The organism is Streptomyces sp. NBC_01716, assembly GCF_036248275.1.
Classification (GTDB): domain Bacteria; phylum Actinomycetota; class Actinomycetes; order Streptomycetales; family Streptomycetaceae; genus Streptomyces.
This window is the reverse complement of record NZ_CP109181.1, coordinates 5890481-5903457: the sequence shown is the minus strand read 5'-3', so window position 1 is coordinate 5903457 and position 12977 is coordinate 5890481. Positions and strand designations below refer to the sequence as shown.

11 protein-coding genes are annotated in these 12977 nt (G+C 70.6%); 10 read left to right on the top strand and 1 reads right to left on the bottom strand.

Features of this window, described 5'->3' with window-relative positions:
• The first annotated feature begins 3 nt into the window (after positions 1–3).
• The 9 genes from OIE74_RS26015 (at position 4) to OIE74_RS25975 (ending at position 9350) form a co-directional block, all read left to right on the top strand.
• A complete protein-coding gene (locus OIE74_RS26015) occupies positions 4–1023 on the top strand; it encodes a carbohydrate ABC transporter permease (RefSeq protein WP_329387642.1) in 1020 nt (339 codons plus the stop codon).
• The gene (locus tag OIE74_RS26010; RefSeq protein WP_329387641.1) at positions 1020–1853 is read left to right on the top strand and encodes a carbohydrate ABC transporter permease; all 834 of its coding nucleotides are present in this window, start codon (positions 1020–1022) and stop codon (positions 1851–1853) included. Before OIE74_RS26015 ends, OIE74_RS26010 begins: the two co-directional genes overlap by 4 nt.
• Positions 1850–2983 carry an ABC transporter ATP-binding protein gene (locus OIE74_RS26005; protein ID WP_329387639.1) on the top strand — a complete coding sequence of 378 codons (1134 nt, stop codon included), beginning with the start codon at positions 1850–1852 and terminating at the stop codon, positions 2981–2983. The genes OIE74_RS26010 and OIE74_RS26005 overlap by 4 nt, the downstream gene beginning before the upstream one ends.
• Positions 2980–3771 carry a DeoR/GlpR family DNA-binding transcription regulator gene (locus OIE74_RS26000; protein WP_329387637.1) on the top strand — a complete coding sequence of 264 codons (792 nt, stop codon included), beginning with the start codon at positions 2980–2982 and terminating at the stop codon, positions 3769–3771. The genes OIE74_RS26005 and OIE74_RS26000 overlap by 4 nt, the downstream gene beginning before the upstream one ends.
• Entirely contained in the window at positions 3764–4906 is a 1143-nt protein-coding gene (locus OIE74_RS25995; RefSeq protein ID WP_329387635.1) for an ABC transporter ATP-binding protein, read from the top strand. Before OIE74_RS26000 ends, OIE74_RS25995 begins: the two co-directional genes overlap by 8 nt.
• Positions 4903–5913 carry a 2-hydroxyacid dehydrogenase gene (locus OIE74_RS25990; RefSeq protein WP_329387633.1) on the top strand — a complete coding sequence of 337 codons (1011 nt, stop codon included), beginning with the start codon at positions 4903–4905 and terminating at the stop codon, positions 5911–5913. The genes OIE74_RS25995 and OIE74_RS25990 overlap by 4 nt, the downstream gene beginning before the upstream one ends.
• 30 nt (positions 5914–5943) lie before the next feature.
• The gene (locus tag OIE74_RS25985) at positions 5944–7344 is read left to right on the top strand and encodes an FGGY-family carbohydrate kinase (protein WP_329387632.1); all 1401 of its coding nucleotides are present in this window, start codon (positions 5944–5946) and stop codon (positions 7342–7344) included.
• A 184-nt stretch (positions 7345–7528) separates the two neighbouring features.
• Positions 7529–8620 carry a glycerophosphodiester phosphodiesterase family protein gene (locus OIE74_RS25980; RefSeq protein WP_329387631.1) on the top strand — a complete coding sequence of 364 codons (1092 nt, stop codon included), beginning with the start codon at positions 7529–7531 and terminating at the stop codon, positions 8618–8620.
• Positions 8621–8705: 85 nt separating this feature from the next.
• Positions 8706–9350, top strand: a complete 645-nt coding sequence (locus OIE74_RS25975; protein ID WP_329387629.1) for a superoxide dismutase — start codon at positions 8706–8708, stop codon at positions 9348–9350.
• A gap of 155 nt (positions 9351–9505) precedes the next feature.
• Here the strand turns inward: OIE74_RS25975 and OIE74_RS25970 are convergent, their stop codons facing one another.
• Positions 9506–10144, bottom strand: a complete 639-nt coding sequence (locus OIE74_RS25970) for a mycothiol-dependent nitroreductase Rv2466c family protein (RefSeq protein WP_329387627.1) — start codon at positions 10142–10144, stop codon at positions 9506–9508.
• Between the two features lie 158 nt (positions 10145–10302).
• On the opposite strand from OIE74_RS25970, the gene pepN reads away from it, so the two are divergent.
• The gene (pepN, locus tag OIE74_RS25965) at positions 10303–12948 is read left to right on the top strand and encodes an aminopeptidase N (protein WP_329387625.1); all 2646 of its coding nucleotides are present in this window, start codon (positions 10303–10305) and stop codon (positions 12946–12948) included.
• Positions 12949–12977 lie beyond the last annotated feature (29 nt).

Sequence of the window (12977 nt, the reverse complement as noted above, 5' to 3'; positions counted from 1 at the left end):
CCCATGGACTCGTCGACGGAGGCCGATCACGGGGCGGCCTCGGCCGACGACGCGGCCGTGGCCGGCGCCCCTGAGAAGGCGTCGGCCGCGGAACCGGGGCCCCGGGGCCGCCGCGGTCCCGGCGCGGAGAGGAGCGTGCCCGCCTGGCGGCGCTCCCTGCGGCCGTATCTGCTCGTCGTCCCCGCCCTGCTGCTGACCGGCGGGATCCTCTACCCCTTCGGACTCGGCCTCTACTACACCGTGTTCGACTTCGCGGCGAGCAAACCGCAGCCGGACCTCGTGGGTCTGGAGAACTACCGGCGCATCTTCACCGACTCCTCCTTCTGGGACTCGGCGTGGGTGACGGTGCTGTACGCGGTCGGCGCCGCCGTCGTCGAGACGGTCCTCGGCGTCGCCGTGGCGCTCCTCCTGCACCGCTCGACCCTGGTGGGCCGGGTGCTGGAGAAGGTCCTCATCCTGCCGCTGATGATCGCTCCGGTGATCGCGGCGATCATCTGGAAACTGATGCTCCAGCCGTCGGTCGGCGTCGTGAACCATCTGCTGCGCCCGTTCGGCCTCGGGGGTGTGCAGTGGACGGACACCCCGACGGGCGCGCTGCTGTCGTCGATCGCCGTGGACGTGTGGGTCTACACCCCGTTCGTCGCGATCCTCGCGCTGGCCGGGCTGCGCTCGCTGCCCGCCTCCCCGTTCGAGGCGGCGGCGGTCGACGGCGCGAGCTGGTGGTTCACCTTCCGCAAGCTGACGATGCCCATGCTCTGGCCGTACGTCCTGGTCGCCGTGATCTTCCGGTTCATGGACTCGCTGAAGGTCTTCGACATCATCTACGCCCTGACGGAGGGCGGTCCCGGCGACTCCACGGTGGTGCTCCAGATCCGCGCGTATCTGGAGGCGATCCGCTTCCAGCGCTACTCGTTCGGGCTGAGCTACATGATCGTGCTGTGGGCGGTGGTCTATCTCGCGGCCATGGTGCTGGTGCGCTATCTGGGCCGGATCCAGAACCGGGCCGCGGAGGTGCCGAAGTGACACGACGCAGGCTGCTGGGGATCGCCGCCGACGGGGCGCTGATCCTCTACTTCCTCTTCGCGCTCTTCCCCGTCGCGTGGATGGTGATCCTCTCCCTGAAGCCGGCGAACGAGCTGTTCAGCACGTACTTCTCCTTCTCCCCGACCCTCGACTCCTACCGGACGGTCCTCGGCGCGGGCGAGGACGAGGGCGTGCCGTTCGTACGGTTCTTCGTCAACAGCCTGGTGGTGTCGCTGGGAGCCGTCGGGCTCTCCCTGGTGATCGGGCTGCCCGCCGCGTACGCCGCCGCGCGGTGGCGGTTCCGGGGCTCGGAGAATCTGATGTTCACGCTGCTGTCGTTCCGCTTCGCGCCCGAACTGACCGTGATCATCCCGCTGTTCGTGCTCTACCAGCAGCTCGGGCTCTTCGACACGTACGTAGGCATGATCTGGGTCCTGCAACTGGTCACGCTGCCACTGATCGTATGGATCATGCGCTCGTACTTCGCCGATCTCTCACCGGAGCTGGAGCAGGCGGCGCTGCTCGACGGCTACACCCGCAAGCAGGCGTTCTTCCGGGTCGCGCTGCCGCTGGTGAAGCCCGGCATCGCCGCCGTGTCCCTGCTGGCCTTCATCTTCGCGTGGAACAACTTCGTCTTCCCGCTGATCCTCACCTCGTCGGACGCGCAGACCGTGACGGTGGGCGCGCTGTCGTTCCTCGGCGGTGACCGGCCCAAGTACAACCTGACGGCCGCCGCCGCGCTGGTGTCGGTGGTCCCGCCGCTGCTCCTCGCGCTGACGATCCAGCGGTATCTGGTGCGGGGGCTGTCGTTCGGGGCGGTGAAGTCATGACACCGGCGTCCTCCCCGTCCTCCCCGTCCTCCTCGACGACGATCGCGCTGCGTGGCGTCCACAAGTCGTACGGGCGCACCACCGCACTGGACGGCATCGAACTGGACGTCGCCGACGGCGAGTTCTTCTGTCTGCTCGGCCCCTCCGGCGCGGGCAAGACGACCACGCTCAAGACGGTCGCCGGTCTGGAGGAGCCCGACTCCGGCACCGTCGAGCTGGGCGGCCGGGACATGACCGGGGTGGAGCCGTACGACCGGGGCGTCGCCATGTGCTTCGAGTCGTACGCGCTCTATCCGCACCGATCCGCCTACGACAACCTCGCCTCGCCGCTGCGCTCGCCGAAGTACCGGTTGCCCGCCGCCGAGGCGCGCACGCGGATCCATGAGGTCGCCGAACTCCTCGGTATCGAGCGGCTGTTGGAACGCCCGGTCGGCGCGCTGTCGAACGGGCAGCGGCAGCGGGTGGCGCTCGGCCGGGTGCTCGTACGGCCCGCCCGCGCGTTCCTCCTCGACGAACCGCTCTCCCATCTCGACGCGAAACTGCGCCAGGCGATGCGCGCCGAACTGAAGGCGATCGGCGACGTCCGGCGCACCACCACGCTGTATGTGACACACGACTCGGTGGAGGCGCTGGCGCTCGGCGACCGGATCGGGGTGATCAGGGACGGGCGGATCACGCAGACCGGGACGCGCGAGGAGATCTGGCACCGGCCGTACGACACGTTCGTGGCCCGCGCCTTCGGGCGTCCGCTGATCAATCTGCTGCCGGGGACCGTCACCGCGGAGGGGCACTTCGGGTCGGCGGAGGGCGGCTTCGAGCTGCCGGTGGCCGTACCGGCGGCGCCGGGCAGCGCCGTACAGCTGGGCGTACGGCCGAGGGACATCACGCTGGGTGGGGCCGTCGGCGGCGCGCTGGAGCTGAGCGGCACCGTCTATGTGACCGAGGTCCTCGGCCGCGCCACCGAGGTCACCGTCCGGCTCGGCTCCCGGCAGCTGTCGCTCGTGGCGCCGCGCGCCGCCGCGGCCGGTCTGCGCGTGGACGATCCTGTGCGGCTCTCCGTACAGCCTGAGAGCCTGCTCCTGTTCGAGGCCGACCGGCCGGAGCGCCCAGGACGAAGGATCACCCCATGAGCACCCAGCAGCAGCGCGGGCCCGCCTCGCGCCAGGCGGCGATAGCCGAGTACGTCCTCGCACGGGGCGAGGGCACCGCCGCCGAGCTGGCAGCACGCTTCGACGTCAGCCTGATGACCATCCACCGAGATCTGGACGAGCTCGAACGGCAGGGCATCGTAAGGAAGTTCAGGGGTGGGGTGACCGCCCAGCCGTCCGGCGTCTTCGAGTCGAACGTCGCCTTCCGGCTCAAGGCCATGCACGAGGAGAAGGCGGCGATCGCCCGGCACGCGCTGAGCCTGATCGAGCCCGGCATGGCGGTGATGCTGGACGACTCGACCTCCACCCTGGAGATCGCGCGCCGGCTCGGCTCCATCACCCCGCTGACCGTCGTCACCAACTTCCTGGAGGCGATCAATCTGCTGTCAGGGGAGCGCGGCATCCATCTGATGGCGCTCGGCGGCGACTACGACCCGCTGCACTCCTCCTTCCTCGGGGTCAGTTGCGTCGAGGCCGTGCAGTCGCTCCAGGTCGACCTCTGTTTCACCTCCACCTCCGCCGTCTCCGGCGGCTTCGCCTACCACCAGGAGCAGCACATCGTGTCCGTGAAGCGGGCGATGCTCGGCTCGGCGGCCAGGAACGTCCTGCTGCTCGACCACTCCAAGCTCGGCCGGGCCGCGCTGCACCGCCTGGCCCCGCTCTCCGCCTTCGATCTGGTGCTCGTGGACGCCGGCGCCTCCGCCGAGGCGCTGCGCGATCTGGACGAGCACAAGGTCCCCTACGACGTCTGCGAGGTGGGCGGTGACTGAACCGCGCCCCGGCCTGGCCCTGCGTGCGCTGCGCAAGACCTATGTGCCGCGCGGCCGTCCCGCCGTGGAGGCGGTGCGCGGCATCGACATCGAGCTGCGTTCTGGCGAACTCCTCGGCCTGCTCGGCCCGTCGGGCTGCGGCAAGTCCACCACGCTGCGGATGATCGCCGGTCTGGAGTCCGTGACCGGCGGCGACATCCTGGTCGGCGGGGACTCCGTCGTCGCCCTCCCCGCGCGGGAACGGAACATCGGCGTCGCCTTCGAGAACTACGCGCTCTACCCGCCGCTGACCGTCGCGGAGAATCTCGGCTTCGGGCTCGCGGCCCGCCGCCTGTACGGGCGCACCGAACGGGCCAGGCGCGTGGGGGACATGGCGGAGCGGATCGGTATCACCGATCTGCTCGCGGCCCGGCCCGCCGGTCTCTCCAGCGGCCAGAAGCAGCGCGTCGCGCTGGCCAGGGCGCTGATCCGGGAGCCGGACGTACTGCTCCTCGACGAGCCGCTGTCGCATCTGGACGCCGCCCAGCGCGATACGACGCGCCGCGAACTCAAGCGGATTCAGCGGGACTTGGGCCATACGACGATCCTCGTCACGCACGACCAGGAGGAGGCGCTGTCGCTCGCCGACCGGATCGCGGTCATGCGGGACGGGGTGATCCAGCAGGTCGGCACGGCGTACGAGATCTACGACGCCCCGGCGAACGTGTTCGTGGCCGACTTCGTGGGGGAACCGGCGATCAATCTGCTGCCGGGCGCCGTGGCGGACGACGGGTGGATACGGCTCGCGGACGCCGTGCGCTTCCCGTGCCCGCCCGGCGCACCCGCCGGCCGCGAGGTGGTGCTCGGCATCCGTCCGGAGGACCTGCGGCTGACCCGGGAGGGTGAGACCGGACCTGGGACGGGGGAAACCGGGTGGAGCGCGGAGCCGGGCGGCGGCGTCCGGGCTACGGTCAGCGCCCATGAGCCGCTCCTGGAGTCCGGAATCGCCACGCTCTCGCTCGACGGCGTCGCGGCACCCCTGGTCGTGGAGACCGGCCCGGATGTCCGCCTGGACCGGGGCGACACCGTACGCGTCAGCGCCGACCCGACGCACACGCACGTGTTCGACGCCGAGACAGGAGACGCGCTGACGTGAAGATCCTCGCCGCGGGTGACCACTTCGTCCTCAACTCCCTGATCACCGAGGCCCTGCGGCGCTGTGTCGCGGGACCGGCCGAGATCACCGAACTCACCCTCCCCTGGCCGCTCACGCCGTTCGGCGAGGTCGCCGAGGTCCATGAGGCCAACGACCGCGAGGACGCGCTGATCGAGGCGCTGGACGGGGTGGAGGTCTGTGTGACCCAGATGGGTCCCTTCACCGAGCGGGTGCTGGCCGCGTCGCCCGCCCTGCGGATGGTCGCGGTGTGCCGGGGCGGACCGGTCAACGTCAACGTCGACGCGGCCAGGGCGCGCGGTGTGAAGGTCTGCTTCGCGCCGGGGCGCAACGCGGCGGCCACCGCCGAGTTCACCGTCGGGATGATGCTGGCGGCCCTGCGCCGGATCCCGCAGGCGCACAACTCCCTGGCCCTGGACGGGGAGTGGGACGCCTCGCACTACACCTACGCGCGCTGCGGCCCGGAGCTGGAGGACACCCCGGTCGGGCTGATCGGCTACGGCGCGGTCGGCAGCCGGGTCGCCCGCGTGCTGACCGCGTTCGGCGCGGAGGTGGAGGTGTACGACCCGTACGTACGCGGCGACGTGCACGGCATGCGGGCCAAGTCGCTCAAGTCGCTGCTGTCCCGGTCGAGCGTCGTCACGCTGCACGCCAGGCTCACCCCGGAGACCCGGCGGCTGATCGGCGCGCCCGAACTCGCCCTGATGCCAAGGGGATCGGCCCTGGTGAACGTGGCGCGCGGCGGGCTGCTCGACACCGAAGCGCTCTGCGACGCGCTCGACAGCGGGCAGCTCGCGACGGCGGCGCTCGACACGTACGAGCAGGAGCCGCTGCCGGCCGGCTCCCGGCTGCGCCGCACGCCGAATCTGGTGCTGACCCCGCATCTGGGCGGGGCGAGCAAGGCCGTGGCGCGCAAAGCCGCGCGGATCGCGGCGGCGGAGGTGGCGCGCTACGCCAAGGGCGAGCCGCCGGCGCACTGCCTGACCTGAGCGCGGGGACCGATCCTCAAGGAGAGCGTGATGTTCGTCGGTATCGATGTCGGCACGTCCACGGTGAAGGCCGCGGCCTTCGACGACGGAGGCGACGCGCTCGCCGTCGAGTCCCGCCCGGTGCGTCTGGACATCCGCGGCGGCCATGTCGAGCAGGACATGGACGAGTTGTACGGCGCGGTCGTCGACGCCCTCGGTACGCTCACCGCCGCGCTGCCCGGCCCGGTCGAGCTCGCCGGGCTCACCGGTCAGGGCGACGGGGTCTGGCTGGTCGACGCGCAGGGGCGTCCGGTGCGGCCCGCCATCTCCTGGATGGACGGCAGGGCCCATGAGTTCGTGAACGCGTGGCTGGCGTCGGGGGTCTTCGATTCGGTGTTCCGGCGCAGCGGCAGCGCGATGTTCCCCGGCTGTCCGGGCCCCTTGCTCGCCTGGCTCGACCGTCATGAGCCGGCGGCGCTTCAGGCCGCGGAGACGGCGCTGTACTGCAAGGACATGGTCTTCCAGCGGCTCACCGGGGTGCGGGCGACGGATGTCTCTGACGCGTCGATGCCGTTCCTGGACCCGAGGACGCGCACGTATTCCCCCGACGTGCTCGCCGAGTTGGGGCTCACGCACCGGGCGCCGCTGCTCGCGCCGGTCAGCGATCCGATCGCGATCGGTGAACTGCCCTCGGGTGTACGGATCGCCAACGGGCCCTACGACCTGCCGGCCAGCGCGCTGGGCGCGGGGGTCACGGAGCCGGGCGACGGGCTGCTCATCATCGGCACGTGTCTGGCCTCGCTCGTCGCGACGGACACGCTCGACCTGGACGGTGAGCCCGGCGGGCTGCACATCTCGACGGACCGGCCGGGACACTGGCTGCGCGCGATGCCCGCGATGGTGGGGACGGCGGCGCTGGACTGGGTGCTGACGACGACCGGCACGGACCACGCGGAGGTGGACGCGCTGCTCGACGCGGTGGAGCCGGGCGCGGGCGGTGTGCGGGTGCTGCCCTACTTCGCGCCGTCGGGCGAACGCGCGCCGTTCGTGGACCCGGCGCTGCGCGCCGAACTGACGGGCGTCTCACTGGAGTCGACGCCGGCCGATCTGATCCGGGCCACGTGCGAGGGCATCGCCTACGCCGCCCGCCACTGTCTGGAGGCGGCGGGTCTGACGGGCACGCTGGCGGTGTGCGGCGGCGGTACGCGCAGCCCCGCGTGGACGCGACTGTTCGCCGATGTGCTGGGCAGGCCGCTGCGGATCGTGGAGGGCGAGGTGGGCGCGCGCGGCGCGGTGATCGCGTCGGCCGCGCGGCACGGGGTGGCGCTGGACGTCGCCCGGTGGACGGCCCCGACGGCGGTGATCGAGCCGGACCCGGCGCGGGCGGCGTACTACGCGAAGGGGTACGAGGACCACTTGGCGCGTCTGGCGGCGGCGCGGCGCCGTACCTGACCGCGTCCCGGCGCCCCTGGTGAACCCGGGACGGCCGCCCGCCGTACAGCCGGTGAATCCGCCGCGTACCGCGCCAACTCGGCCCGGGTGCCTGCCTATCGTGCTGCCGCCGTCCCCTGGATTTCGCCGACCGTCCGCCGACTCACGAGCTCACGAGCTCACGAGCCTTACGAGGGAGACCCGTATGTCCGCACAGCCCAGACGCCGCTCGATACTGCTCGCGGCCGGCGCCGCGACCGCCGTCACCGCCGTCACCGCGCTGCCCGCCGCAGCGGCCGGTGCCAGGGAGGGAGACCGACGGCCCGTGGTCATCGGGCACCGGGGCGCCGCCGGGTGGCGGCCCGAGCACACGGCGGCGGCGTACACCTACGCGGTGCAGACGGGCGCCGACTGGATCGAGCCCGATCTCGTACCCACCAAGGACCATGTCCTGGTCGTGCGGCACGAGAACGAGATCTCGCAGACGACGGACATCGCGAAGCACTCCGAGTTCGCGGACCGGCGTACGACCAAGACGGTCGACGGGAAACCGGTGACCGGCTGGTTCACCGAGGACTTCACACTGGCGGAGCTGAAGACCCTGCGGGCGGTCGAGCGGCTGCCGCTGATCCGTAACCGCAACACCGTCTTCGACGGCCGCGAGCCGGTGATGACCTTCGAGGAGGTCGTGAAGCTGGCGCGCGAGCTGTCCCGGCGCCACCGCCGCCGGATCGCCGTCTTCCCGGAGACCAAGCACCCCACGTACTTCCGCTCCATCGGGCTGCCCCTGGAGCCTGCGCTGGCGCGGATCGTGCGGCGCTACCGGCTGGACGCCGACGAGTGCGTGGTCCAGTCGTTCGAGCCCAGCAGTCTCGCCGCGTTCGCCGACGAACGGCTGCGGCTGCCGCTCTGGCAGGCGCTGGGGACGACGGGCGCACCGTACGACCATGTCGCGGCGGGTGACCCCACGACGTACAAGGACATGATGACGCCGGAGGGGCTGCGGAAGATCGCGCGGTACGCGGACTGGATCGGCCCGGACAAGTCGTCCGTCATGGAGCCGTTCACCCTGTTGGCGGATGCGCACCGGGCGGGTCTGAAGGTGGGCGCGTACACCTTCCGCGCGGAGAACCAGTACCTGCCCGCGCAGTTCCGGCGCGGCACGAATCCCAACGAGTTCGGTGACGCCTTCGCCGAGTACGCGCTGCACTTCGGGCGTGGTGTGGACGCGGTGGTGACCGACTACCCGGACATCGCGGCGATGGCCCGGGACGCTGTGGAGGCTTCGGGGACCTAGGACCAGCGCCTGATCAGTATCGAGCCCTCTTGCTGTTAGCGTGCATTTGCATAGGATGTGCAATAAGCAGCAGGAGGGCTCGCCCATGGCCATCTACACACTCCCCGAACTCCCCTACGACTACGCGGCGCTCGAACCGGTCATCAATCCGCAGATCATCGAGCTGCACCACGACAAGCACCACGCCGCGTACGTGAAGGGGGCGAACGACACCCTGGAGCAGCTGGACGAGGCACGCGGCAAGGAGTCCTGGGGCGCGATCAACGGCCTCCAGAAGAGCCTGGCGTTCCATCTGTCCGGCCATATCCTCCACTCGATCTACTGGCACAACATGACGGGCGACAACGGCGGCGGCGAGCCGCTGGCGGCCGACGGTGTCGGCGACCTCGCCGACGCGATCACCGAGTCGTTCGGCTCCTTCGCCGGCTTCAAGGCCCAGCTCACGAAAGCCGCGGCGACCACACAGGGCTCCGGCTGGGGCGTCCTGGCGTACGAGCCGGTCAGCGGCCGGCTGATCGTGGAGCAGGTCTACGACCACCAGGGCAACATCGGGCAGGGCTCCGTGCCGGTCTTGGTCTTCGACGCCTGGGAGCACGCCTTCTACCTCCAGTACAAGAACCAGAAGGTGGACTTCATCGAGGCGATGTGGCGTGTCGTGAACTGGCAGGACGTGGCGCGGCGTTACGCGGCGGCGAAGGAGCGGGACGACGTCCTGCTCCTTGCCCCCTGACGGGACCGGCCGCCCCTGAAAGACGTCCTGCTCGTGATCGTCTTCTCACCCTTCACGTGCGGACGGAATGACGAAGGACCCCCGCGAGGACATGACTCGCGGGGGTCCTTCTCCCTGTCACCGACCGCGCGTAGCCGCCCCGGCCAACAGACGGCTCAGTCGAAGACCGGGCCCTGCGTACGGGTGCGCTTGATCTCGTAGAAGCCGGGGATCGAGGCGACCATCAGGGTCCCGTCCCACAGCTTCGCGGCCTCGTCGCCCTTGGGCGCGGGAGTGACGACCGGGCCGAAGAAGGCGATCTGCTCGCCGTCCGATCCCGGCACCGCGATCACGGGGGTGCCGACCTCCTGGCCGACCTTGTCGATGCCCTCCTTGTGGGAGGCGCGCAGCTCGGTGTCGTAGGTGTCCTTGTCCATGTATTCGATGAGGTCGGCCGGCAGACCGGCGTCGGCGAGCGCCGCGGCGACGGACTCGCGGTTGTTGCCCTCACCGGCGTTGTGGAAGCGGGTACCGAGCGCGGTGTAGAGCTTGCCGACCACCTCGTCGCCGTGCAGCTGCTGGGCGGCGACCACGACGCGGACCGGGCCCCAGGCGGCCTTCAAACCCTCCCGGTACGCCTCCGGAATCTCGTCGAGCTTGTCCTCGTTCAGCACGGCCAGGCTCATCACATGCCAGCTGACCTCGACGTTCCTGACCTTCTCCACCTCCAGCATCCAGCGGGAGGTCATCCAGGCCCAGGGGCAGATCGGGTCGAACCAGAAGTCGACCGGCGTCCTGGTATTGGTTTCGCTCATGGGCGAGTCTCTCCTCAGAAGAAAACGTGCGGTCCAGCGATGGGCAACGTACCCGGAACACCACCGGCCGCCGCAGGCATTCCCGGAGCGGGTTCGCCAGGGGCCCGTGGGAGAATTCGAGCCGTTGCAGACATAAACACGCACACGAAGGAGTGCCCGTGCCCGGTGAGAATCTGTCCCGCGACGAGGCCCACGAGCGGGCCGAGCTGCTGTCCGTCGACCGGTACGAGGTCGCCCTCGACCTGCGCTCGGCGGTCGGTGAGGCGCCGGGCGGAGTGCCGGGCGCCACGCCGGAGGACGGGGCGGGTGGCGACGGGGCGGGCGCGGCACGCACCTTCCGGTCGGTGACGACGATCCACTTCCGCTCCGCGCAGCCGAACATCGCCATGTTCGCCGATCTGGTGGCGCCGAGCGTGACATCGGTGACGCTGAACGGGCGTCCCCTGGACCCGTCCGTCGTCTTCGACGGCGCGCGGATCGCGTTGTTCGGGCTTGCCGCCGAGAACGTGCTGGTCGTGGACGCGCAGTGCGCGTACAGCCGTACGGGTGAGGGCATGCACCGCTTCGTCGACCCGGAGGACGGCGAGGTCTATCTGTACACGCAGTACGAACCCGCCGACGCGCGCCGGGTCTTCACCACCTTCGAACAGCCCGATCTGAAGGCGCCGTTCAGCTTCGAGGTGACCGCGCCCGAGGGCTGGACGGTCTGGAGCAACGGCGAGGCGACCGGGTCCGCCGGCGGTGTGTGGACGTTCGCCGAGACCAGGCCGATCCCGACGTACATCACGGCGGTCGTGGCGGGGCCGTACCACCACGTCACCGATGTGTACCGGCGCGCGCTCCCCGACGGCTCCACGCTGGAGATCCCGCTCGGCGCGCTCTGCCGCAAGGGTCTCGCCCGGCACTTCGACGCCGACGACATCTTCCTGGTGACCAAGCAGGGACTGGACTTCTTCCACGACAACTTCGACTACCCGTATCCCTTCGGGAAGTACGACCAGGCGTTCGTGCCGGAGTACAACATCGGCGCGATGGAGAATCCGGGCTGTGTCACCTTCCGCGAGGACTACGTCTTCCGGGGCAAGGTCACACGGGCGTCGTACGAGCGCCGCGCGAACGTCATCCTGCACGAGATGGCGCACATGTGGTTCGGCGATCTCGTGACCATGCGCTGGTGGGACGACCTGTGGCTCAAGGAGTCGTTCGCCGACTTCATGGGCGCGCTGTCGCTGGCGGAGGCGACGCGCTTCACCAACGCGTGGGTCACCTTCGCCAACAACCGCAAGTCGTGGGCGTACCGGGCCGACCAGCTGCCGTCCACGCATCCGATCACGGCCGACATCCGCGATCTGGAGGACGCCAAGCTCAACTTCGACGGCATCACCTACGCCAAGGGCGCGTCGGTGCTGAAGCAACTCGTCGCGTACGTGGGGCGCGAGGCGTTCCTGGAAGGCGCCCGGCGCTACTTCAAGCGGCACGCGTACGGCAACACCCGCCTCGGCGACCTGCTGTCCGTGCTGGAGGAGACGTCAGGGCGGGACATGACGTCGTGGTCGCACTCCTGGCTGGAGACGGCGGGCGTCAACTCCCTCACTCCGGCTGTCACTTACGACTCCGCCGGCCATGTGACCGAGCTGGCCGTGCTCCAGGAGGCCGCCGCCTCGCACCCCGAACTGCGCCCGCACCGCGTGGCCGTGGGGCTGTACCGGCGCGAGAGCGTGGACGCGGAGCTGGTCAGATACGCGCGCGCCGAGGTGGACGTCGACGGGCCGCGTACGGTCGTCGCGGAGCTGGCAGGGGCCGAGCGGCCCGATCTGATCCTGGTCAACGACGACGACCTCACATACTGCAAGATCCGCTTCGACGAGGGCTCGCTGGAGACGCTGCGCGAGCATCTCGCCGAACTCTCCGACCCGCTGGCGCGGGCGCTGTGCTGGTCGGCGCTGTGGAATCTGACGCGTGACGGACTGATGCCGGCACGGGACTTCATCGGTCTGGTGCTGCGGTTCGCCGGGCGTGAGTCGGACATCGGTGTGCTCCAGATGCTGCACGCATGGGCGCAGGGCGCGCTGATCCACTACGCGGCGCCGGAGTGGCGCGGGGAGGGCGCGGGGGCGCTGGCGGAGGGCGCGCTGCGCGAGCTCCGGCAGGCCGAGCCGGGCAGTCAGCACCAGCTGACGTGGGCGCGGTTCTTCGCGTCGGCAGCCGCGTCGGACGCCGATTTCCAGCTGCTCCAGAGCCTGTTGGGGAACACCGCGAAGATCGACGGCCTCGACGTCGACCAGGAGCTGCGCTGGAGCCTGCTGCGTCCGCTGGCGGCGCACGGTCTGGCCGACGCGTCGGTGATCGCCGCCGAACTGGCCCGCGACGACACCGCTTCCGGCAGGCGGCACCAGGTCCGCTGTCTGGCCGCGCGGCCGTCGGCGGAGGTCAAGGCGACGGCGTGGGCGGATGTCGTGGACTCCGACGCCCTGTCGAACGCGCTGGTCGAGGCGACGATCGCGGGCTTCGCGCAGCCGGGGCAGCGGCGGCTGACCGCGCCGTACGCGGCGAAGTACTTCGAGGTGATCGAACGGGTGTGGGCCGAGCGCTCGATCCAGATCGGCATGGACGTGGTGCGGGGTCTGTACCCGAGCCTTCAGGACAGTCAGGGGACGGTGCGCGACACGGACGCCTGGCTGTCCGCCCACAAGGGCGCGCCACCGGCCCTGCGCCGCCTGGTACTTGAGGCGCGGGACGACCTGGCGCGGGCGCTGGCGGCCCAGGCGTGCGACGCGGCGTCGGGGCGGGCTTCGTCGGACTGAGCGGGGAGCCTCTCCGGGGCGGGGCGCGT